Below are 22416 nucleotides of genomic sequence, written 5' to 3'. Positions count from 1 at the left end.
GTCGAAAATCCCTTCATGAGTGCCCAGCCCTTCCTTCCCTTTGCCTTGCCCGACCTGGGCGACGACGAGATCGCCGAAGTCGTCGACACGCTGAAATCCGGCTGGATCACGACCGGCCCCAAGGCCAAGCGCTTCGAGCAGGCCTTTGCCGACTTCCTCGGTGACCCGCAGATCGAGTGCATCGCGGTGAACTCGGCCACCGCAGGCCTGCACCTGGCGCTGGAAGCCATTGGCCTGGGCCCCGGCGACGAGGTCATCACGACGACCCACACCTTCACGGCCACCGCTGAGGTCGTGCGCTACCTCGGTGCCGACGTGAAGCTGGTCGACATCGACCCGGCGACCTTGAACATCGACATCGCGGCCATCGAGGCAGCGATCACCCCGAAAACCAAAGCCATCCTGCCGGTGCACTACGCCGGCCTGGCCGTGGACATGCTGTCCATCCTCGACATCGCCCGCCGCCACGGCCTGCGCGTCATCGAGGATGCGGCCCATGCACTGCCGACCACGCTGGAGAAGGAGCTGATCGGCACGCTGGGCAGCGACGCCACCGTGTTCAGCTTCTATGCCAACAAGACGATGACGACCGGCGAGGGCGGCATGCTGGTCACGCGCAATGCCGAGCTGGCCAAGCGCGCCCGCGTCATGCGCCTGCACGGCATGAGCCGCGACGCCTTCGACCGCTTCACGGCCAAGGTGCCGAGCTGGTACTACGAGATCGTCGCGCCCGGCTTCAAGTACAACCTGACCGACATCGCCGCGGCCCTGGGCCTGCACCAGTTGAAGCGCCTGCCGGCCTTCCAGCTGCGCCGCGAGCAGATCGCGATGCGCTATCACGAGGCCTTTACCGACCTTCCGCTGATCCTGCCGCCCGATGCGCCGGAGGGCGACACGCACTCCTGGCATCTCTACGTCGTTCGCCTGGCCGACGAAGCCAGCATCACACGCGATGCCTTCATCGAGGGCATGTACGCTGCCGGCATCGGTTGCAGCGTGCATTACGTGCCCCTGCACCTGCATCCCTACTGGCGCGACCGCTACGGTCTGACGCCCGAGCAATTCCCGCAGTCGCAGAAGGCCTTCGAGCGCACGGTCAGCCTGCCGCTGTACACGGCGATGAGCGACGCGGACGTCGAGCGCGTCATCGCCGCCGTGAGGGGCCTGCTGGCTTGATCAAGCGCCTGTTCGACGTGGTCAGTGCGGCGCTGGGGCTGCTGGTTCTCGCGCCGCTGCTGCTGCTGGCCGCGGTCTGGATCAAGCTCGACTCTCCCGGCCCGGCCCTGTTTCGCCAGACGCGTGTGGGCCGGCATGGCGTGCCCTTCACCATCCACAAGTTCCGCACGATGCGCGTCGAGCCGGGTGCGGCCATCACGGTCGGCGCCGACCCCCGCATCACGCGCTCGGGCCGTGTGTTGCGCCAGGCCAAGCTCGACGAGCTGCCCCAGCTCTGGGATGTGCTGCGCGGCGCGATGAGCCTCGTTGGCCCGCGGCCGGAGTTGCCTCGCTATGTCGAGCTCTACTCGGCCGAATTGCGTGAACGCGTGCTGGCGGTGCGGCCGGGCATCACCGATCCCGCGTCGCTGGCTTTCAGCCACGAGGCTGAAATGTTGGCTGCAGCGCAGGACCCAGAGCGCGAATACCGCGAGGTCGTGATGCCCGCAAAACTCAAACTGTCAGCCGAGTACGCGGCCAGCGCCAGCCTGATGACCGACCTGCGGCTGATCCTGGCGACGTTGGCCCGCGTGCTGCGCGGCTGACAATCGCTTCCCAATGAACTGGCAGTTTCTCGACACCCTGCTCACGCGCCTGCGGCCGCGCCGTGAAGCCTTGGCCCTGCTGCTCGACGTCGTTGTCGTTGCCATCGCCTGGCAGGCCACCTATCTGTTCCGCCTCGGTTTCGAGCGCTGGTTCTCGGCACGCCCCGACTACGACGGTTGGGTGCTGCTGGGGCTGTTGGCCATCTATGCGGCTGTGCTGTACCTGTTGCGCGTGCCCAAGGGCATGTGGCGCTTCTCCGGCTTCGGCGAGGTCCAGCGTCTGGCCTTGGCCTGCACGCTGGCGGGCCTGATCGGCACCGCGGCCGTGCTGATGGCCCATTTGCATGCTGTCCCTCGGGCCGTACTGGCCCTGCATCCGCTGTTCACGCTGATGCTGCTGGCCATGATGCGCATGGGCTACCGCATGCTCTACGAGCACATGCGCAGCCGCATCAGCGGCAGCGCCCAGGAGCAGCGTCGGGCGCTGGTGATGGGCGCCGGCGACGCGGGCCGCCTGCTGGTGGCGGGCATCCAGCACAGCCAGGGTTGGGTGGTCGTGGGCTTCCTGGACGATGATCCCGCCAAACTGGGCGGGCGCGTGGCTGGGTTGGCCGTGCTGGGCGACCTGAGCCACGCGCGGCGATTCGCCAGCGTGCATGGCGTAACCCACATCATCGTGGCCATGCCGGCAGCCTCCGTCGAGCAACGGCGCCGGGCCCTTGACGTCGCGGGCGCCACCGGTCTGCCGGTGTTGACCGTGCCCAGCAGCTCGGAGCTGATGGCTGGTCGTCGCGTCAATGAGGTGCGCGATATCGAGCCCGAGGACTTGCTGGGCCGCGAACCGGTGCAGCTCGACGAGGGGGGCATCAGCGAGGCACTGAGTGGCAAGGTGGTATTGGTCACGGGTGCCGGCGGCAGCATCGGTAGTGAGCTCTGCCGGCAGATCGCGCGCTATCGGCCGCGCCAATTGGTGCTCTACGAGCTCAGCGAGTTCGCGCTTTATCAGATAGAGCAGGAGCTGAGCGAGCACTTTCCGCATCTGCCACTGCTGCGGCTGATCGGCGACGTGAAGGATCTGTTTCATTTGCGGGCCACGTTCGCCGCCCATCGGCCCCAAGTGGTCTTCCATGCAGCCGCCTATAAGCATGTGCCGTTGATGGAAGTGGGCAACGCCGCGGCCTGCCTGCGCAACAACGTAATGGGCACGTATCACGCCTGCCTGGCGTCAGCCGAATGTGGCACCGAGCGCTTTGTGCTGATCAGTACGGACAAGGCTGTCAATCCAACCAATGTGATGGGCGCCACCAAGCGCGCGGCCGAGCTGGTCATCAGCCACATGGCGGCCCAGGGCCACGCCACCCGCTTCATGGCCGTGCGTTTCGGCAATGTGCTGGGCTCCAGCGGCAGCGTGATTCCGAAATTCAAGGAGCAGATCGCCAGAGGCGGTCCGGTGACAGTGACGCATCCGGACATCACGCGCTATTTCATGACGATACCTGAGGCGGCGCGCCTGGTCGTTCAGGCTGCGGCGCTCGGCGAGGGAGGGCAGGTTTTTGTTCTCGACATGGGAGCGCCTGTGCGGATCGCGGACCTCGCAAAGGACCTGATCCGCATGTCGGGACATAGCGAGCGCGATATCCCCGTCTCATATGTCGGTCTGCGGCCGGGCGAGAAGCTTTATGAAGAACTGTTGTCCGAGTCCGACGCGACGATGCCGACTCCGGTCAAGCGGCTGTTGATTGCCAAGCTTGACGATGGCCCCCGGCATGCGGCGGTTCATGCATGGTTAAAAGGTGTCGTGCAAGGTGAAAATCCACCCTCCTCGGACGCGGAGGTGCGACGGTTTCTTTCGGTACTCCTTGGATCAGAGTACGTTGTCGAGCCGCGCGGCGTTGACGCGTCAATGGTGTGAAGCTTGCGTACAAAGTGTGTGACCCGTACGAAGTGTCTCTCACTGGCAACGAAAGTCGTAAGTCCATGAGGAGGCTTTCGCGCGACGCTACTACTATGAACTCCGCTGCTGTACGGCCTAAGCTGACCGGCTGCAGGCCGTGTGGTTCTCACGTGTTTTCCCGAAGCCGAGCTGTTTCATTGACAAACGCTTAAAAACGCGGTCTAGAATGCCGCGGCGTGTTTCTAAACGCGTGTGATTCGCGAATCATCGATCTCTTTCCATAACCCTTGTGGAGTTCACCGAATGAAAAAATTTGTGTTTAAGGCGACCGCTCTGGCGATCGGTGCGCTGGTTGGCGGCGGAGCGTTTGCCTCGGTCAACCTGGACACGGCCGTGACGACCGGTACGTTTGCCAAAGAGTTGAACTACAGCTCGGTGGCTCCCGGCGTCGCTATCGCTGCCGGCCAGACCATCACGACGAAGCTTGGCTTCGGTGTCAGTGGTGGTCAAGACCGCTACATTCGCGTTGACCTCGGCGGCGCCAAGTTTGCAGCCGCTGCAGCAGGTACCAACGTAGTCAACGGCACGCTTGCGTTTGCAAACAGCATTGTCGTGCAGGGCGGCGCAATTGGCGACGGTTATGTGATCTACCAGGTGACTGCAGCCGGCGCGGGCCATGCTCAAAGCGATGCTCTGACGATCACGTTGCCCTCGCTCAATGTGACCAACAGCAATGCTGCGAACGTCGTCGCGACGTATTCGTTGTATGAGACTGCCGTCGCTGCAGTCGCTAACGCCACCTCGACGTGGCTGTACAGGAATTTTGGCGACCTGTTGAAGTTTGCGACGGGTATCAAGTTCACGCTGACGACCAACAACACGACGGCGTCCGTTGAGCAGTCGTTCAAGAAGTTTACCGCTGGCACCACGACCGGTGCGACCCCCGCGACCGCTGACATCCTGACCGCTCGTATCGGTTCCTTCACCTATGGTGTCGTGACTGGTGTGTTGAACACGGCTGGCACGCAAGTGCAGCTTGAAGATTTGGTCCAGGCAACTACCAAGGCCACGTTCACCGGCGACTTCGGCGCTGCTGGCACGTTGGGTACGTCTACTGACGACTGCGCTACCGCTCCCACCGCGCTGACTCTCAATACTGGCAAGACTTCGGCATCGTTCACGTTGCCCGTGACTGGCCAGGCTGACACCACGCGTGCCCTGTGCTATGTCGTGACCGGTACTACCGCAGTTCCGTCCCAGTCGGTGACTGCATTGCTTGACGTGACCGCTGCAACGGCTGCGACCACTGCCGACATCGCTGCTGCCACGATCGGTACCATCGACCGCGACGGTACGGAACTGCAAGCGCCGTTGGCGTCGATTTACGGCACGACTACTAACGGTAACCGTGCCGTGTTGACGAGCCAACACTCGGCCGACGCGACTGTGGTGGCTTCGGCAATCACCGAAGACGGCGTGACGTGCACTGGCGGCACCAGCGACTTCACGCTCAAGGCTGGCACGCAGTTGTTCATCAACGCTTCGCAAGTCTGCCCGACGCTGAGCGCCGGCACGCGCTTCGCCCTGAAGTTCATCATTGCTGCCCCGAACAACAAGATTTCGGGCGTGTACAACTCGTACACCTACGATCCGACGACCGGCAAGGTGACTGACATGTCGTCCTACCCGCTGCTGCGCCCGGGTACGAACTGATCAATTGACATTGGTCAAGGGCGCCTTCGGGCGCCCTTTTTATTTGCCGACGGCAATTCGTTGGAAATGCGCTCAACCTAAAATCCTTCGGCTTTAGTCCCCGCGGATTCTGAGATGTCAAGATTGTTCAAGCATGGGCGGAGCCGCAAGGCGGTCCCATCAGGGTTCACTTTGCTCGAGATGCTCGTCGTGCTCGTGATCATTGGCCTGCTAGCCGGGCTCGTCGGGCCTCGCCTGTTCAGCAAGGTCGATCAATCCAAGGTCACCGCGGCGACTACGCAGGCCAAGATGCTTCGAGGTGCCGTAGAGAGCCTGCGCCTGGACATCGGCCGCTACCCGCTGCCTGAAGAGGGGCTCGCGCTGCTGACAAAGCCCCCCCCGGAGCCGGCTTTGGCCAGCCGTTGGCGCGGGCCGTATCTGGACGGCGCGCTTCCCGAAGACCCCTGGGGCCAACCCTATCAATATGCCGTGCCCGGCGCTGACGGTCAGCCGTTTGCGTTGTTCTCCCTGGGAGCCGACAGCAAGCGCGGCGGCACGGGCGACGCGGCTGACGTGGGTGTTCTTCCGGCTGCTCAGTGAGCACTTGTCTCCACCCCAGCAAGGTGCGCGCGTTTCGCGGCTTCACCTTGCTGGAGATGCTCGTCGTCCTTGTGCTGATCGCCCTGGCTGCTGGGCTCGTCGCACCATCGGGGGTGAGGTGGTTGGAGGCTGCGCGCCAGCGCGCCTGGCAGGACGATCTGCGCGCACAACTCTTGAATCTGCCTCTGCGGGCCTTTCATGAGGGGCGCGCCTTGAATCTGGACGCGTCGTCTGTGAGAGAGCTCGTACCGGATATTCCGACAGATGTGGTCATCGAACTTTCAGCGCCGCTGCGCTACGGTCCGACGGGCGCTGCGAGCGCTGGAGAGATTCGGTTCGGCAAACGTGGCGCACCGCCGGTGGTGTGGCGCGTCATGGCCGTCACTGGCGACGTGCAGGGCTGAAACCGTCGGGTATGAAACCGCATGAACGCGGCTTCGGCCTGCTGGAGGCGATCATCGCGTTGGTCATCCTGGCCAGCGCCGGGCTGGCCTTGTTCGCCTGGATCGGCCAGAACCTGACCGACGTCCGGCGCATTGAAGATGCGCAGGCCCGCGCAGCTTTGCAGCTGACAACGGTGGGACTGGTCACCAATATCAATCCATTTGTCGAACCTAAAGGGGAGAGGCGCGTTGGCGCCGTGCTCGTGCGCTGGAGTTCGGAACTGATAGAGCCACTGCGCCACAGCCTGCCCTTTGGTGGAAGCCAGAGCCCGGTTTGGGAAGTGGGCCTTTACCGGCTGGACGTCGTGAGCACCGAGGAGTCGACCGGCACGCACGTGGAATTCAGCCTTGAGCAGCCTGGGCTGAATGCGCTGAACGTGCAGCCCAGGCGGCGCGGCGAGGAGCCGCCATGAGCGCCGGCCGTCACCAGCATGGATTGACGCTCCTGGAGACGCTGGTCACCCTGGTCATCGCCGCGATGGTGGCGACGCTGATGGCCGAGGGCCTGTTTCAGCTGGGGCAGTTGGAGCGGCGCCTCGGCACCGGTCAGTTGCAGCCACGGCTCGAGCGGCTGCACGTGCTCTGGATGCAGCAGTCCCTGGAAGGCTTGCGAGCCGGCGAGCCTGGCACTGCGGATGAAGTGCTGGGCGGCCCGCGCAAGGTTCAGGGCATCAGCAGTTTGCTGCCGGTGGTCGAACCGGCCGGGCCTATGCCGGTGACGCTGTCGATGACCTATAGCCAATCCACGGACCAGACGGAACTCACGATGGACGTGGGCCCAGTTGAGAAGCGCATGCAAACGGCCGTGCTGGCGCGCTGGAAAGGTAATGCAGGCCACTTTAGTTATTTGGACCAGAGCGGAGCGTGGCAGAGTGAATGGCCGCTCAAGGTGCCGAATGCTCAGCTGATACCCCGAGCCATTGCAGTTCATGGCGACGCTGAAGCAGTGCTCTTTGTCGCAGCCATGCAGGCATCCTCCGAGCGGCTGGGCAAGCGGATCGAACTCTCCAAGCTCCCTTGATGAAGTCTCCAAGAGTTTCTCAGCGTGAGGGCGGCTACGTCCTCATCTTCGTCATCGCCTCGCTGGCACTGGTGGCTTTCGTCGCCACGCGTTTCGCTTTGCGCGTGGACGCGTTGCGACAGCAGGCAACCTCTATGCAGAACCTGGCACAGGGACGGCTGCTGGTAGAAAGTGCAAAGGCCCGGGCCCTGTTCTGGTTGAGCACGCGGCCCTTCGGCCTGGCGTCCTCTGGATTCGCCGATGAGCAGCCACTTGCGCTGGACAATCGGAGCTACGAAATGCGCAATGGCGCCTGGATCCGGGTGCAGGACGCTCGCGGGCTGCTGTCCTTGAACGTGCCGCAGCGCGAACGTTGGCTTGCCGCATTGATCGGCGCCGGGGCCTCCCTGGATCAGGCGAGCGCCATGATCGACATCCTGCTGGACTACACCGACACCGACTCCCTGAAGCGGCTCAACGGTGCCGAGGCGCCTGACTATGCGGCCGTCGGCCTGGCGCCGCCGCGCAACGACTGGATACTTTCCACCGATGAAACTGCGCTGATGCCAGTTTGGGCGACAAATCCACAGTTGCGCCAGCGGATGGTTTCATGGACGAACGTTATGAGAAATGATTCGTTCAATCCAAATACAGCGCCATTGGATTTGCTTCGAGCGCTTTGGCCCAAAGTATCCGCAGATCAATGGAATCTTTTCGACCGACTGAGAAGAACGGCTCCATTTGTCGATGCCACTGCTGCAATCGCAGCAACGGGCATTCCGTTTCCCACTGACGAAAGCGTGCATTTCCATGCCAGCAACGAGCTGCGTGTTCAGTTGTGGGCCCCCGGACTGCCGATGGCGGTCGAATACACTCTTTCGATTCTGCCGACGGGGGCCTACGCGCCCTGGCTGATCCAAGAAGTTCGCCCGTCGGATCGATTCGCCGCCCCTGATGCCCATCAAGCCGCCGCCAAGTTTCCTGACGCGAGCAAAGACCTCGCTCGACCCGCTCCGTCTGCCCCGCCTTCTTTGTGACCGGCTGGAACTCGGTGCGCAGGGCGCGCAGGCGCGAGGGCTAACTTTGATCTCGCGCGGAGTGATCCGTCACCGTGCATTCGACCTTTCCGAGCTGCCCGAGGCAGACCGGCTGGGCGCCTTGCGAGCCCAACTGGCTGCCTGGGAGCCGCTGCCGGATGCGCAGTATTTGATCAGTTGGCAGGGGGCGGTCGCGCAGGCGTTTGCCATCGAGAAGCATCGCCTTGACCAAGTTGCGGTGAAGAACCCAGCCTGGTTGCCTGAGACCCTGGCGCGAGAAGCGTACTCGCAAGGGGTGCGCATGGTGCAGGCGCTCGACGGATTCGAAGGCCAGGCCTGGAAGGCTGGCGTGCTGCGGGTCACCCGTTGGTGGGCGACTCGGCCTAGCGCTCAGGAATGGTCGCTATTCCTGCGGCAGGCTGGCTGGGCGGGCTCGGCGAGCACCGCCCCTGAGCTTGAATCGCCCAATTGGCAAAAACCTGGTCGCCTTCCGGTTTCTGCCGATCAGCTCGGGCAGGTCGGTCAGGGCAACGAGCGGGTGCTGGTCGGCGTCCTGGCCCTGGTATTGATCGGGTTCGGCGCCATGTCCGCGCGAGCGCTTTGGGACAGCTTCGAGGCACGCCGTCAGGCGCAGCTTGCGCTCGCGGAACTGAAAGTCGGGGTTGCACCGGTGCTGGCGGCGCGTGACAAGGCCCTGGCCTCGGCAGACCAGAGTGCAGCACTGATTTCGCTTTTGCAGGCGCCGCGCCCCCTGGAGGTGCTCGAGGAGTTGCTGCGACTGCTACCGAGCACGGGCCTCATCCGGGAAGCCGATATCCAGGGCATGGAAGTCCGTGTCGTGCTGGACCTGCCGGCCGATGTCTCGCGCAGCAAGGTCATCGCTGGACTGGAGGCGGGTGGCTGGTTCACTCAGGTCTCCGAAGCGCGAGATGGACAGCCTCGTGCTGGCCTTGACCTGCAGATGAAGCTGTCGTCCGTGTCGCCGCCCCAGCGCAGCAGTGCCGATGCCGGCTTGCAGCGCCTGAGCGGCGAAGGTGCGCCGCCTACACCGCCCGGCAGTGCAGGGACGAAGCAGTGAAAGTCGATACAGCCAAGAACCTGCAGGCCACGCTGGGTGAAGCCTGGCTCCAGGCTCGCCGGGAGTGGATGGGCAATGCGCGCCTGCGCTGGGGCGTGCGAATGATCCTCGCCACGCTCTGGATCTGGTTCTCGCTGCTGGCGCAAGACCAGGCGGCCGCATGGCGCGCGGAAGGCGACGAAGCCCAGGCCCAGATGCAGCGCCTGAGTTCGCTGCGATCGGAAACGGTCTGGCCGCAGCGTGCCGAGGATGCGCGCACGCAGCTCGAGAGCGCGCGGGCGCTGCTTTGGACCGCCGCCAGTCAGGGCCAGGCCGAGGCCACGCTGCAGGACCGATTGCGCGAAATGGCTGCAAAGGCGGGCCTGACGATTCGCGAGCTGAGCATCGTTGCCGGTGACACCAAGCCAACCAGCGATGGCGCACGCCCGTTGCGCGTACGGTTGATCGTGGACATGAGCGATCGCGTGGCACTGACGGGCTTCCTGTCCGAGGTCAGCCAGTCGCCCCAACTGATTATCGTTGACACACTGCGCCTGCGCCCTCAGGCTGCTCCCCCTCGGGCCGAGATCGAAGTCCGCGTTCTGTATCGCGAGCAGGCGAAGGCTTCCTGAGATGATGACGTTACGCAACAAGCTGCTGCTGACCGTGGCCGTCGTGCTGCTCGGCTGGTTCGCTGGGGAGACGACAGCCTACAAGGCGCCGGCTCCCGTGCAGGCGCGCCGCGATGCCTGGCAACTGCCGGCGCTGCCGAAGGCTGATGGTTCGTCGACCCGGGCTGCCATCGTCGCGACCTCTGCGCAATGGGGTGCGGCGAAGGCGGCCAGCGCACCCGGTGCGCAGGAAGAAGCGCCGCGATGGCGCCTCGCGGGCATTTATGGCCAAGGCAAGGTGGGTGGCGTGCTGGTTTTGTATGAGGGTGATCGCAAGCCTGCCGAGCGTTTGAAGGTCGGCGAAAAGTTACCGAGCGGGCATGTCATTGAGTTGATCGATGGCAACCAAGTACACGTGCGTCTCGGAAAGAAACGCGAGACCTTTGGAGTTGAAAATCGTGAATGAATCCCTGAGAGCCAGGCCGGTACCGGCTTTCTGGAGGCGCACCTTCTTGACCTTGGTGGCAGCCCTGTCGGGTTGCGCGCCCCTGGCGCCCATCGTCCCGGCGCCCCTGGCAACGGCCAGCCCCGAAGCCGCCGCCTCCTCGCCCTTTGGATCTGCCGAGACCCCGACATCGAGCATGCGGGTCAATGATCTTCCGTCGCCCCCGGCAGTTGCTTCAAGCAACTATGCAGCCAAGCGCAGCGCCGCAGATGCCAAGGTCAGCACCGACATCGCAAGCCGACAAGGTGATGAGGTCGGAGCGATCAACCTGCAGCAGGTGCCGCTGCCGAACTTCGTGCAGATCGTCTATACCGAGATGCTCAAGCGCAACGTCAACATCGATCCGGCGGTGGTCGCCCGCAAGGATCTGGTGACGTTCCGTGCACCCGCTTCGCAAAGCGCGGCGCAGCTCGAGACGGCGATCAAGCTGCTTCTGAAGAGTTACCAGATCGCCGTTGTCGACGTGGGCGGCCTGGTGCGCGTGCTGCCGGACAACGCCCAGCTCGGCAATCTGCCCGAGATCCGCCGCGGTGACGCCCTTCCCGACACCCCGCTGCCGTTGCGGCCCGTCTACCAGCTCGTCGAAATGAGGTCGGTCAGGCAGAACGAGGTCGCCATGTGGCTCAAGACCCTGTTCGCCAATCGCGTGAACATCCAGGAGGACGTCGCCCGCAATGCGCTGCTGCTCAATGGCACGCCGGACAACATGCAGGCGGCGCTCGAGGCGATCCGCATGCTGGACCAGCCGCTGATGAGCGGGCGCCGCAGCATCGCCCTGACGCCGGCCTACCTGTCGGTCGACGATCTGGCCAAGCGCCTCGTCGAGGTGCTGACCGCGCAGGGCTACGCCGTGGCGCCGCTGGGTCCACAGCAGGGCATCCGCTATCCCGTTACGCTGCTTCCGGTCTCGGCAGTGAACTCGGTCTATGTCTTTGCGGTCAGCGACGAAGTGCTCAAGCACGTCGAGCAATGGGCGCGCACGCTGGACAAGCCCAGTGAGCGCGGCGTCGGCAAGAACTTCTTCACCTACCAGGTTCGGCACAAGGATGCCGGCGACCTGGCCAAGACGCTGGATCAACTGCTCAGCAGCAGCCGTGGGCGAGTCAGCGCGGCACCGGCTCAGAGTCAGAGCAGCACGGCCTCGTCGGGCAGCACCGCTGCGCCACGCTTGACATCGGTGGTGGTCGACCAGTCCAGTAACATGCTGATCTTCCAGGCCGAGCCCGAAGAATATTCGCAGATCAGCTCGCTGCTGCAGATGCTGGACCGTCCCGCCAAGGCCGCGCTGATCGAGGTTACTGTTGCGGAGTTGTCGACCATCGACAGCAGCCAGCTCGGCATCGAATGGCTGGCCAGTCATGACTATGGCAACGGCAAGATCGGCCGCTTCGGCACCCAGGGCGGCACCGGCATCGGCAACTCAGGCTTCAATTTCCGCCTGCTGGACTCCGCAGGCAGCGTGAAGGCAGCCCTGAACGCACTGGCCTCGACGAACCAGGCCACCATCCTTTCAAGCCCCCGTGTGCAGGCCCGCAATGGTGAGCAGGCGATCATCCAGGTGGGCCAGGAAGTGCCCATCATCACGAGCCAGCAGACCACGACGGGCACGATCACGACGCCGACCCAGACGGGCGTATTGCAGACGGTCCAGTACCGCAGCACGGGTGTCATCCTGAAAGTCAAGCCGGTCATCCACTCCGGCGATCAGGTCGACATCGAGGTGGACCAGGAGGTCAGCGCCGCTGCTGCGACCAACACGGGCGTCAACACCTCGCCGACCTTCAGCACCCGCAAGCTGTCGACGAAGATGACCTTGCGCAATGGAGCCACCGTGATGATGGGCGGCCTGATCTCGAACGACACCAGCCAGGGCAGCGCGGGTATCCCGTTCCTGAAGGACATTCCGCTGATCGGTAACCTGTTCAGCACCCGTACCAGTGGCGGCAATCGCCGTGAGCTGGTGATCCTGATCACGCCCTACATCCTCAACGACAGCAGCGAAGCCGAGGCCATGACCGCGGCCTTCCGCAAGCAGCTGGGGGGGTGGGCCGACACGGCCACCAAGCCTGACGGGTCTGTAGCGCCCAACCGCCCCATTCTCGATCTGATCGCCAAGCCTCCGGCTGGGAAGGCGGGCCAGTGAGCTCGTCCAAGCTGATCGGCGAACTGCTAATCGAGCGCGGCACAGTCAAGGCGGCTGAAGTCGAGAACGCGCTGCTGGTGCAAGCCAGCAAGGGCGGGCGTGTCGGAGAAATCCTGGTCCGCCTGGGCGCCGTGTCGATGCAGGTGCTCTACGCCGCCTTGGCCGAGCAACTGGGCTACCCGCTGCTCCTTGCCAACGCGCTTGACGAAGACGCGATGCGCGCCGGCATGGCCAAGCTCGGCACGCCCGCGAGCTGGTGGCTGGATCGCCAAGTGCTGCTGTGGCGAGACGACGAAGGTCTGTGCGTGGCCAGTGCCGATCCGCTTGACGTGGACGTGGCAGAAGCGCTGGCTGGCGAGCCGCATGTGAATGCGCTGCGCTGGCATCTGCTGCTGCCGGCCGATGCCGAAATGTGGGCCCAGCGCCTGCGCGCATCGCCCCACAGTGTGGGTGCGGATGCACGCAGCCTGCGGGAGCTGGCCGAAGACGCGCCGGTGGTGGCCTTCGTCAACAACACGCTGGCCCAGGCGCTCGAGGCGCGCGCTTCGGACATCCACATCGAGCCCGGTGAGCGCGAATGCACATTGCGCTTTCGTGTCGACGGCGTGCTGCACACGCGCAGCAGCCTGGGCATGGATCGCTACCCGGCCATCGCTTCGCGGATCAAGCTGATCGGCGGCCTGGACATCGCCGAGAGGCGCCTGCCGCAGGACGGGCGCATTTCCACCCGCGTGGCCGGGCGCGAAGTCGATATCCGCATCTCCGCCATTCCGGCCGTGCATGGCGAGTCGCTGGTGCTGCGCCTGCTGCCCAAGGAACGCGGCGACATCGGCATGCATCGCATCGGCATGGAGTCTGACCACCGTGCGCTGTTCGAGCAGTGGCTGGGCTGGCCCAATGGCCTGGTGCTCGTGACCGGCCCGACCGGATCGGGCAAGAGCACCACGCTCTACAGCGCGCTCTCGCACATCAACGATGGCGTTCGCAAGCTGATCACTGTGGAGGATCCCGTCGAGCTGCGGCTGCCGGGCGTCGTTCAGATCCAGACGCAGGCCGACATCGGCTATACCTTCGCCAGGGCGCTGCGCTCCATCCTGCGACACGATCCGGACGTCATCATGGTCGGCGAAATTCGCGACCGCGAGACCGCCGAGATCGCGATCCAGGCCGCGCTGACCGGCCACCTCGTGCTCGCGACGGTGCACACCAACGACGCGCTGTCCGCCGTGAACCGGCTCGTCGACATGGGCATCGAGCCCTATCTGGTCGCGGCTGCGCTGCGGGCCGTGATGGCGCAGCGCCTGATCCGCCGGCTCTGCAGCAATTGCGCCAAGCCTCACCCCGAGGCTGCGAGCCTGCAACGCCGTTGGCAGGTGCTGCGCGACCGATTGCCGGCGCTGCACGATGTGCCCGATGAGCCCGCCTGGCTCGCCGCTGGCGGCTGCGAAATCTGCGGCGGCACGGGCTACCGCGGCCGTGTCGGCATCTATGAACTGGTGACGGTCGGCGCGGCGATGCAGCACGAAATCGCCCAGGGCGGCAGCTCGGAGCGTTTGCTTGCCATGGCCGATGCCGACGGGCGGCGCTCCATGGTGGATGACGGGCTGATCAAGAGCGCGCGAGGCCTGTCCACCTTGGACGAAGTGCTGCGCGCCGCCAGCGAGCACGGCGGGTGATGGACAGCTTCAGCTACCGCGCGCAAGACGCCGCCGGCCACATGGTCAGCGGCCAGATCGAGGCGAGGGACTCGGCCCAGGCGGCGCGCGACTTGCTGCGCCAGGGGCTCACGCCGCTGGCGCTGAAGGCCCTGGACGCACCGCCCGAGGCAGCGCTGCCCCGTGCCGGCCGCACGCCTAAACGCCTGACGCTGGCAGACAAGGTCGTGATGTTGCGCGAGCTGGCCACCTTGCTGGCTGCCGGCGTCTCGCTGGACGAGGCCTTGGTGTCGCTGGCGAGCGGCCACGTCGGTGGCGCCATGGGCGATGTCATGACGCGTGCCTCCCGCACCGTGCGCGAGGGCGGCAGCCTGCACGACGCTTTGCAGTCCAGCGGCCTGGGCCTGGCCGAGCATCTGATGACGGTGGTGCGCGTGGGTGAAGCCAGCGGCGACCTGGCCACCGCGCTCAGCGATTGCGCTGAACAGCTGGACGTGTCCCGCCGTATGGGGCAGGAGCTGCGCAACGCGATGGTCTATCCGAGCATCCTGGTGGTGGCGGGCCTTTTCGCGGTGCTGATCATCTTCATCGGTGTCATCCCGCGATTCGCGCCGCTGCTCAGAGGCGCGCGTCGGCAGATGCCCGAGTTCTCGGTCTGGGTGATCGAGACGGCCGTGTACATGAAGGCCCATGTGCTGGCGCTCGGCCTGGGCGTGGGCATCGTGGCGGCTTTGCTTGTGACCCTTTTCGCACGGGCGAGCTTTCGACGTGCGCTGCTCGAATGGGCCGCTGCGGCGCCGGTGCTTGGCCCCTGGCTGCGCGACGCAGAAGTGGGGCGGTGGGCGCTGTTGATGGGCACCATGCTGCGCAACCGGGTGCCATTGCTTGACGCACTGAAGCTGTCACGGGGTGCGCTGCAGCTGCGCGAGTTTTCACTGGTGATCGCCTCTGCGACCCGCGAGCTCGAACATGGACGAACGCTGTACGACAGCTTGCGCCATTCGGCCTGGATTCCGGCGGCGCGGCTGAACCTGATCAAGGTGGGCGAGCGCGCTGGCAGCCTGGACGCGATGCTGACCTCGCTGGGCAGCATGCAGTCCGAGGCGGCGCGGGAACGTCAGAAGCGGGCCATGGCCCTGATCGAGCCGATTGCCATCCTGCTTATCGGCGCCGTGATCGGTGTGCTGATGGTCGCCGTGATGATGGCGATCACGTCAATGAACGCCGGCGCCGCCTGAGCGCGGCGGCACGGGCGCCGGTTGCTGCGCGAAGAAACGGGCAACGTCCTGCGGTGAGCGAACGCTGCCGTCCTGCAGCGCAAGGACGAGGTTGCGCGTCGCCAGCGCACTGATCGGCGATGGGTGCTGCACCGGTGGTACGTTGCCGCTGAACCAGACAATCATCGGCACGCGCTGATCAGACGACTTGCCGGCGCTCCCGCTTCCCGGACCGCGCTGCTGCTCGTACATGGCCGACCACAGCTCGCGTTCCCGCAGCCAGTGGTCGGACGTCAGCACGAGCGTCGCCTCATCGCCCTGGGCTGTGAGCCGCTGGCGCACTTCTTCGATCATCTCGGCGGTCAACGCCAGATTGGCCTGGTAGTCCTGGCGCAGATCACGCGGCGCGCGGTGCGCCGCGGCGCTGGGCGGATGAGGCACGTTGATGTGGATCCAGACCATGGCGTTGGCGCGATCCTCGACAGCCCGCAGGCCTTCCTCATGCAGGCGGGTATAGGTCGCATGCCACTGCTGCAGGAACACCGAGTAGGGGAAGTCGAACTGCCCGCTGCGCTTGAACACCCGCTCGAGCTGGGCCTTCCACCCCTGGAAGAACTGGACGGGTTCGGCATGGCAGGTGTGCGCCGTCGTGACCAGCGCGCAGTAGTCGTGGTAGTAGCCAATGACCGCGTGGCTGATGTGGCGGGCCTGCAGGTCGCTGAAGAGCTGCGGGGTTTCGGGGCTCCAGACTTCGCCGCTCTTGCTGCGCAGCGACGCCTTGCCGCCGAGCTCGACTTCACCGAAGGGCCGGCCGAACAGCATGCCTGGAATGGACTCCAGCGTGTTCGGCCCCGCGGGCAGGGCGTTCTGGGCAAAGAAGGATTGCTTGAGCAGACCCTGCATTGCCTCTCGCTTGAAGAGTCCTTCGCGCTCTGAGATCTCCATGTCCCATTCATCGAACACGATCACGATGGTGCGCCGCGGGGCGGGAGCTGCCTGCGCCGCGGGCGCATGGTCACGCGCTTGAGGCGAGAAGGTGCCCAGCAGATAGCCCGTCATGCCTGGCTGCAGCGCGAACAGCGTCAGCATGGCCAGGCAGGCCGCGTTGCCCAGCCGCGCAGCCGACTCTGGGCGCGTGCGCCAAGCGATCAGGGCCGCAGCGATGGCGCAGCCGACCATGGCGCCGGCCTTGGCCCAACCAGGCAAGGGCAGGGAGGTGGCCAGCGATTGGCGAAAGACCTGGAACAGCGCCACGAAGACCAGCGTCAGCAGCAATGCGCGCGCCATTCGGGCGGTGGCATGCAAGGCGCGATCCGGCCTATCCAGCCAGCCGCCGAGCGCGCCGAAGAGCGCCACCGCCACCAGCAGCAGATGGCCTTCCCGCAGGAAGCTGGCCGGCTGAAACGACAGATACAGCGAGTAGGTGTAGCGCAGGATCACGTCGCCCACGCCGATCGCGCCGAGGCTGATGAAGCTCAGCAAGGCATAGCGCAGCGCCTGACGCGCGGCAGGCCCGAGCTGCGCCTTGCCCAAGCTCATGGCGCGTGCGCGCCGCGGCGGCGCAGGCGCAACAGCGTGCGATGTTCCGAGATCTGCTGCTGGTCCTGCAGCTCGAACCACGGTTCGGCGCAGCCCAGCACGAAGGTGAGATCCCAGTGTTGGTACAGACCCATGTTCGGCCCTGCGAGCTCGACGAAGCGAGGGTCTTCTCGCGGCACGAACTCCAGCAGCAGCATGTCACGGCAGCAGTCGGCCAGGACTTCGAAAAGCTGCGCCGTCGGCAGGCGCTCCGTCACGGTCAGGTGGTGGATCACGGCCAGAGCCAGCACCAGATCGAAGCGGCCAGCAAAACGCTGCGGCAAGCCCAGCGTTTCCGCGAGGCGCCAACCCGTTGCGGGCGTGGGTCGCGCAAAGTTGGCGTGCAGGCACTGGATAGGCAGGTTCAGTTGGCGCGCCTGGCGGTGCAGGTCGTGCAAGGCGTTGACGTCATCGTCCAAGGCCAGCACCTGGCTGCCAGCGCGCGCTGCGATCAGCGAGAACTCACCGCTGTTGGCGCCGATGTCCAGCACGTGGCTGTATTTGCCTTCAGCAGTCAGCGCCTCGATGGCGTGGCGCTTGGCCGTCAACTCGGCTGCTTGGTAGTGATCGCGGTTGCCGGTGTATTCGCTCCAGGTGCTGACGCCTCTGCCGTGTGACTCCAGGCGGTCGACAAAGCGCCCGAGGTTGCCCAGCAGCCAGGGCGTGCCGTCAGCGCCGTCGGCCTTGCCGGATCGGGAAGCTTTCTGATCGCGATGAATGCGGCGTCGCTCCAGCCGCGCGGGCAGTCGCACGTGCAGCCACATCGCCAGCCCCAAATGGGCGTACCAGGGGATGAAGGGAGCGATCTCGGCGGCGCGCAGGCCGTCGCGGTGAGCCAGGAAGATGTCTCGGGGCGTGCGACCCAGCTCGGCCACCGCCAGCAGGGGCAGCACGAAATGACGCACGAACTGGCCGTAGGCCAGCCACCCCGGTGGGTCGGCCGGTTGGCGCCGCTGCAGTGACAGCAGGTCGCAGAAGACGGGCCGGCAGCCTTCGAACAGCACATTGCTGGTGGCCGCGTCCTTGAGGGTCCAGCCCGCAGCCCAGGCGCGCCGCTGGATGTCCAGCGTCAGCCGCGCGGCATCGGCCAGCATGGCCGGCGTCCATTCGAAGGCGTAGGTGGGCATCTCGACGCGGCGATGCCGCAGCAGCAGGCTGCCATCCGGTTGGGAATGTTGTTCCTCGACCCCGATCAGCAGGCCGTCCCGGACCAGCTCGGCAAACAGTGCGCTGGTCAGCAGCTCGGCGGTTGCCGTGGCGGCATGCGCTTGAACTCTTCGCCAGACCTGCTGCCCGTCATCCTCGACGTTGCCGTCGGGATCCCGGAAGCTCACACGCATCAGGAGCGGTCCCGATTCCAACGCCGCTTGAGGGCGCGCCAGATCTCGCGAGGATTGCGGATGTAGTAGACGAGTCCGACAGCCGCCGCAATCAGGCCCTGGATGATCAGGTGGGCCGAGCCCCCGTCGATATAGGCATAGGCCGGTGCCATGCTTGCTAGCAATAGCAGCACAACCAGAAGCACTTGGCGGCAGAAATACATGGCTGGATCGGGAGAGTTGCCCCGGGCCTGGAGCAGGGCGCCCATGTTATCAGGCGACGCCCGCCGAACCGGTTAGCGCTGACCCGCCACCTACAATCGCGCGCCCTGAGGCCCGCCTTGAGAATCGTCCGACATTCCCTGCTGAACCTGATCGGACTTGGTGCCCCGCTGCTGGTGGCCTTGTTTGCGATTCCCGTCCTGCTGGCGGGGTTGGGCACGGCGCGTTTCGGGTTGCTGACACTGATCTGGGCGCTGGTCAGCTATTTCGGCCTTTTCGATCTGGGTTTGGCGCGTGCGCTGACGCTGCGCCTGGCCGTCGTGCTGGAGAAGGGCGAGGACGCGCTGGTGGGGCCGCTGTGCGGCACGGCGCTGATGCTGATGGGCGGCGTCGGCCTGGCGGCCGGATTGGCGCTCTACCTGTTGGCGCCCTGGCTCGTGGGCAGCCTGCACGATTTGCCCGACACCGGCGAGGCGCAGGCCAGCCTGCGATGGATGGCCTTGGCCCTGCCTCTGGTGATCCTGACGGCTGGATTGCGCGGCATGCTGGAGGCACGCGGCGCTTTCGGCCTGGTCAATGGCATTCGATTGCCCATGGGTGTCTGGACCTTTGCCGCTCCCGTCGTTGCTCTGTACGTGTGCGGCCCTGACCTGACAGCGATTGCCGCCGTGCTCACGATCGGGCGGTTGCTGGGCGCCGTGGCCCACGGCGCTGCCGCCTGGCAGGCGTTGCCTCAACTGCGGGGTCGAATCGCATGGCGGCGCGATCTGCTGGGCTCGCTGTGGCGCTCCAGCCAATGGCTGCTGGTCAGCAACGTGCTGGGCCCTCTGATGGGCTATGCGGACCGCTTCATCGTCGGCCTGTTCGTACCGGTGGCGACCCTCGCCTACTACGCCACGCCGCAGGAGCTGGTGATGAAGCTCTGGATCCTGCCCGGCGCACTGACGGCGGTGCTGTTCCCGGCGCTGGCGGCGCAGATCGCGCAGCGCGAGCAGGACGCCGCGCGCCTGTGCAGGCAGGCAGTGCTCGGCCTGAGTCTGGTCCTGCTGCCCATCACCTTGGGTCTGGCCACCTTTGCCGGGCCGTTGCTGTCGATCTGGCTTGGTGCCGCGTTTGCGACCGAGGCCCAGGGCTGCCTGCTGATCTTCTCGCTCGGCATGTTCGTGACCGGGTTGGCCCAACTGCCCTACACCGCCTTGCAAAGCGCCGGGCAGGCCGCGACGACGGCCAAGCTTCATCTCCTCGAACTGCCTTTGTTCCTCGTGGCGCTGGCCTGGGCTGCGTCTCATCTGGGCATTGAGGCCGCGGCCTGGGTCTGGCTGGCGCGCGTGGTGCTCGATGCCGTGTTGCTGGTCGTGGCGGCGCAGCGCCTGCCATTGCACGGAGGCGGGCGGCTGTTCGACAGGCGGGCGCTCGCCCTGCTGATGCTGACCCCCTTCGGTTTCGTGGGGCTGCTGCTACCCAACTCGGCGCTGCGGATATCTGCCTGGCTGCTGGTGAGCGTGCTTTGCGTGATCGGCGCCGTGCATGCCCTGCGGCAGCGATCTAAGACAATGCCCAGCCTTGATCCGCTCTGACGACCCCATGCCGCCGCTTTTGTCTGTTGTGATACCCACGCACAATCGTGCCCGCTACGCAATGCATGCGATCGAGTCGGTGCTCAGCCAGGGCGACGAGAGACTCGAACTGGTGGTCAGCGACACCAGCACCGACGGCGAACTGGCGCGCTGGGTGGCGGAACACCCGCGGGGCCGTGACCCGCGCCTGAACTATTTCAGGCCTGCGCAGAAGCTGGACATGACCGGCAACCACAACGCCGCCGTCGCAGCCAGCAAGGGCGAATACCTGTGCCTGATCGGGGATGACGACACCATTTCCCGTGCGCTGCTTGATGCGACGCAGTGGGCTCATCAAAAGCGCGTCGACCTGATCGCGCCCAATGTGGTGGCCAACTATGTCTGGCCGGACTTCCGCTCACGCCATTTCGGCGCCAGGCACGCCTCCAGGCTGTATTTCGCCAAGCAGATGGGCGGTGGCAAGGTTTGCCTGGCTTCCGAGGCGCTGGCCCTGGCTTTGCGCGAAGCCGCGCAGGGCACGGACGGCCTGCCCAAGATCTATCACGGCGTCGTTCGCCGCACGCTGATGGAACGCATTCGCGAGCGTTCAGGGCAGTACTTCCATGGTTCGAGCCCCGACGTCTCCGGCGCCGTGGGCCTGGCGGCCTGTGCCGATCGATTCCTGGTCGTTGACTTCCCCTTGTCCATCCCGGGCGCCTCCGGCGGCAGCAATACCGGGCGCAGTGCGATGAACACCCACAAGGGCCAACTCAGCGCCGAGTCGCAGACCAGCAGCTTTGTCGCCTCGGGCTGGAGCCCGGGGGTGCCCAAGTTCTTTTCGGTGGAAACCGTCTGGGCGCACGCCGCCCTCGAAACCTTGAAGCACCTGGCACCCTCGACCCTGACCGAGTTCAACTTCGTGCGATTGCTGGGCACGTGCAGCATGCGTCACCCGGAGTTCAAATCGGAGATCGCGCAGGCGACGTCAGAAGCTGCCGAAATGCTGGGCACGCCGTTGCCGGGTTTGCAGGCCGCGGTCGCTCGCGAGCGAAGGACGCTGAGACAGGCGCGCATCCGCTATGTCCTGGCTCGGGCCATGCGCCCGACGGCCGCCGGTGGGCGCCCGTTCGTCGATGGCCTCGCGACCGTGGCCGAGGCCCCACCCCGCCTGGCTGCCCGCCTCGTCGAGATGAAGCTCGACTGGGAAACGGCTGTGCGCGGTCTGGTGGTTTGAAGGCATCCTGCTTATGACGCATTCCCCCAAGCGACTCCTGGTTCTCGGCGCCAATGGCATGCTGGGCAACGCCGTGCTGCGCTGGTTCTCGCAAGACCCGTCCTATGCCGTCGTCGGCGCTGTGCGGCGTGTCGAAACGGTCGAGGGCCTGAGGGCGCGCGCGCCGTCCGCATCGTTCATTGCTTGCGAAGATGCCGGCGACCTGTCCGCGATGCGGCGGCTGTTGGCCGAAGCGCGTCCGGACGTCATCATCAACTGCATCGGCATCGTCAAGCAGTTGGCCGGCGCCGATGCGCCCGCGCTGACGATTCCGATCAACGCATTGCTTCCTCATCGCCTCACCCGGCTCGCGCAGGATCACGGCGCACGACTCGTCCACATCAGCACGGACTGCGTGTTCTCGGGCGCCGCCGGCAACTACGCCGAGTCGGACGTCCCGGACGCCGCCGACCTCTACGGTCGCAGCAAGCTCATGGGCGAGGTGGATTATGAGAACGCCGTCACGCTGCGGACGTCCATCATTGGCCATGAGCTCCACACCTCGCATGCGCTGCTGGGGTGGTTTCTGGCCCAGTCCGGTACGGTGTCTGGCTTCAGCAACGCCATCTTCTCGGCGCTGCCGACGGTCGAACTCGCCCGCGTCATCCAGGAGTTCGTGCTGCCCAACCCGGAGCTGCGCGGTATCTACCATGTGGCCGGGCCGGCCATCAGCAAGTACGAGCTGCTGCAGATGGTGGCTCGCGTCTACGACCGCGGCAACACGATCAACGCCGAACCGCTTCCCGTCCTGGACAGGTCCTTGAACGCCGGTCGTTTCGAGGCCGCCACCGGCTACCGCTCGCCCGACTGGCACGAGATGGTGACCCGAATGCACATGTTCGGCTGACGGCCAG

General features: G+C 65.4%; 21 protein-coding genes. 18 read left to right on the top strand and 3 right to left on the bottom strand.

Features of this window, described 5'->3' with window-relative positions:
- Positions 1 to 15 precede the first annotated feature (15 nt).
- The 15 genes from ASC91_RS26210 to ASC91_RS26140 all read left to right on the top strand — a co-directional run bounded on the left by ASC91_RS26210 (position 16) and on the right by ASC91_RS26140 (position 15635).
- Positions 16 to 1176 (top strand): DegT/DnrJ/EryC1/StrS aminotransferase family protein, encoded by a 1161-nt coding sequence (locus tag ASC91_RS26210; protein WP_056204403.1) that lies wholly within the window; start codon positions 16 to 18, stop codon positions 1174 to 1176.
- Positions 1173 to 1760, top strand: a complete 588-nt coding sequence (locus ASC91_RS26205) for a sugar transferase (protein WP_056204400.1) — start codon at positions 1173 to 1175, stop codon at positions 1758 to 1760. Before ASC91_RS26210 ends, ASC91_RS26205 begins: the two co-directional genes overlap by 4 nt.
- 13 nt (positions 1761 to 1773) lie before the next feature.
- Positions 1774 to 3672 carry a nucleoside-diphosphate sugar epimerase/dehydratase gene (locus tag ASC91_RS26200; protein WP_056204396.1) on the top strand — a complete coding sequence of 633 codons (1899 nt, stop codon included), beginning with the start codon at positions 1774 to 1776 and terminating at the stop codon, positions 3670 to 3672.
- A 285-nt stretch (positions 3673 to 3957) separates the two neighbouring features.
- Positions 3958 to 5367, top strand: coding sequence for a hypothetical protein (locus tag ASC91_RS26195; RefSeq protein ID WP_056204393.1), 1410 nt, complete (start codon positions 3958 to 3960; stop codon positions 5365 to 5367).
- Positions 5368 to 5481: 114 nt separating this feature from the next.
- Positions 5482 to 5946: a type II secretion system major pseudopilin GspG gene (gspG, locus tag ASC91_RS26190; RefSeq protein WP_056204391.1), complete on the top strand. Its 465-nt coding sequence runs from the start codon at positions 5482 to 5484 to the stop codon at positions 5944 to 5946.
- Positions 5943 to 6350 (top strand): prepilin-type N-terminal cleavage/methylation domain-containing protein, encoded by a 408-nt coding sequence (locus ASC91_RS30085; RefSeq protein WP_056204386.1) that lies wholly within the window; start codon positions 5943 to 5945, stop codon positions 6348 to 6350. Before gspG ends, ASC91_RS30085 begins: the two co-directional genes overlap by 4 nt.
- An 11-nt stretch (positions 6351 to 6361) precedes the next feature.
- Entirely contained in the window at positions 6362 to 6802 is a 441-nt protein-coding gene (locus ASC91_RS26180; RefSeq protein ID WP_056204383.1) for a type II secretion system protein, read from the top strand.
- The gene (locus tag ASC91_RS26175; RefSeq protein WP_056204378.1) at positions 6799 to 7410 is read left to right on the top strand and encodes a prepilin-type N-terminal cleavage/methylation domain-containing protein; all 612 of its coding nucleotides are present in this window, start codon (positions 6799 to 6801) and stop codon (positions 7408 to 7410) included. Before ASC91_RS26180 ends, ASC91_RS26175 begins: the two co-directional genes overlap by 4 nt.
- The gene (locus ASC91_RS26170; RefSeq protein WP_157282137.1) at positions 7407 to 8426 is read left to right on the top strand and encodes a general secretion pathway protein GspK; all 1020 of its coding nucleotides are present in this window, start codon (positions 7407 to 7409) and stop codon (positions 8424 to 8426) included. Before ASC91_RS26175 ends, ASC91_RS26170 begins: the two co-directional genes overlap by 4 nt.
- A complete protein-coding gene (locus ASC91_RS26165) occupies positions 8344 to 9504 on the top strand; it encodes a hypothetical protein (protein WP_157282134.1) in 1161 nt (386 codons plus the stop codon). The genes ASC91_RS26170 and ASC91_RS26165 overlap by 83 nt, the downstream gene beginning before the upstream one ends.
- A complete protein-coding gene (locus tag ASC91_RS26160) occupies positions 9501 to 10115 on the top strand; it encodes a GspMb/PilO family protein (protein ID WP_056204371.1) in 615 nt (204 codons plus the stop codon). The genes ASC91_RS26165 and ASC91_RS26160 overlap by 4 nt, the downstream gene beginning before the upstream one ends.
- Position 10116: 1 nt before the next feature.
- Positions 10117 to 10560 (top strand): hypothetical protein, encoded by a 444-nt coding sequence (locus tag ASC91_RS26155; protein ID WP_056204367.1) that lies wholly within the window; start codon positions 10117 to 10119, stop codon positions 10558 to 10560.
- Positions 10561 to 10735: 175 nt separating this feature from the next.
- Positions 10736 to 12742 carry a secretin N-terminal domain-containing protein gene (locus ASC91_RS26150; RefSeq protein ID WP_056204364.1) on the top strand — a complete coding sequence of 669 codons (2007 nt, stop codon included), beginning with the start codon at positions 10736 to 10738 and terminating at the stop codon, positions 12740 to 12742.
- Positions 12739 to 14418, top strand: a complete 1680-nt coding sequence (locus ASC91_RS26145) for a GspE/PulE family protein (RefSeq protein ID WP_056204361.1) — start codon at positions 12739 to 12741, stop codon at positions 14416 to 14418. Before ASC91_RS26150 ends, ASC91_RS26145 begins: the two co-directional genes overlap by 4 nt.
- Complete coding sequence (locus tag ASC91_RS26140) at positions 14418 to 15635, top strand: type II secretion system F family protein (protein ID WP_157282131.1); 1218 nt, start codon at positions 14418 to 14420, stop codon at positions 15633 to 15635. Before ASC91_RS26145 ends, ASC91_RS26140 begins: the two co-directional genes overlap by 1 nt.
- Here ASC91_RS26140 and ASC91_RS26135 read toward each other — a convergent pair.
- From ASC91_RS26135 to ASC91_RS29900, 3 genes are read right to left on the bottom strand one after another with little or no spacing between them, the layout of a single operon-like run.
- Positions 15612 to 17153 (bottom strand): sulfatase-like hydrolase/transferase, encoded by a 1542-nt coding sequence (locus ASC91_RS26135; protein ID WP_056204355.1) that lies wholly within the window; start codon positions 17151 to 17153, stop codon positions 15612 to 15614. The two genes, ASC91_RS26140 and ASC91_RS26135, sit on opposite strands and share 24 nt — an antisense overlap.
- A complete protein-coding gene (locus ASC91_RS26130) occupies positions 17150 to 18532 on the bottom strand; it encodes a class I SAM-dependent methyltransferase (protein WP_056204352.1) in 1383 nt (460 codons plus the stop codon). Before ASC91_RS26130 ends, ASC91_RS26135 begins: the two co-directional genes overlap by 4 nt.
- Entirely contained in the window at positions 18532 to 18780 is a 249-nt protein-coding gene (locus ASC91_RS29900) for a hypothetical protein (protein WP_162247870.1), read from the bottom strand. Before ASC91_RS29900 ends, ASC91_RS26130 begins: the two co-directional genes overlap by 1 nt.
- Positions 18781 to 18852: 72 nt before the next feature.
- Between ASC91_RS29900 and ASC91_RS26125 the strand changes: the two genes are divergently transcribed.
- Genes ASC91_RS26125 through ASC91_RS26115 form a run of 3 tightly spaced genes read left to right on the top strand, consistent with a single transcriptional unit; the run spans position 18853 to position 22409 of the window.
- Positions 18853 to 20310 (top strand): flippase, encoded by a 1458-nt coding sequence (locus ASC91_RS26125; protein WP_056204350.1) that lies wholly within the window; start codon positions 18853 to 18855, stop codon positions 20308 to 20310.
- The gene (locus tag ASC91_RS26120; RefSeq protein WP_082533024.1) at positions 20261 to 21523 is read left to right on the top strand and encodes a glycosyltransferase; all 1263 of its coding nucleotides are present in this window, start codon (positions 20261 to 20263) and stop codon (positions 21521 to 21523) included. Before ASC91_RS26125 ends, ASC91_RS26120 begins: the two co-directional genes overlap by 50 nt.
- A 13-nt stretch (positions 21524 to 21536) precedes the next feature.
- Positions 21537 to 22409: an SDR family oxidoreductase gene (locus ASC91_RS26115; protein ID WP_056204344.1), complete on the top strand. Its 873-nt coding sequence runs from the start codon at positions 21537 to 21539 to the stop codon at positions 22407 to 22409.
- Positions 22410 to 22416 lie beyond the last annotated feature (7 nt).

This window comes from Pelomonas sp. Root1237, from assembly GCF_001425055.1.
Taxonomy (GTDB): Bacteria; Pseudomonadota; Gammaproteobacteria; order Burkholderiales; family Burkholderiaceae_C; genus Pelomonas.
This window is presented reverse-complemented; position numbering and strand designations above follow the sequence as displayed.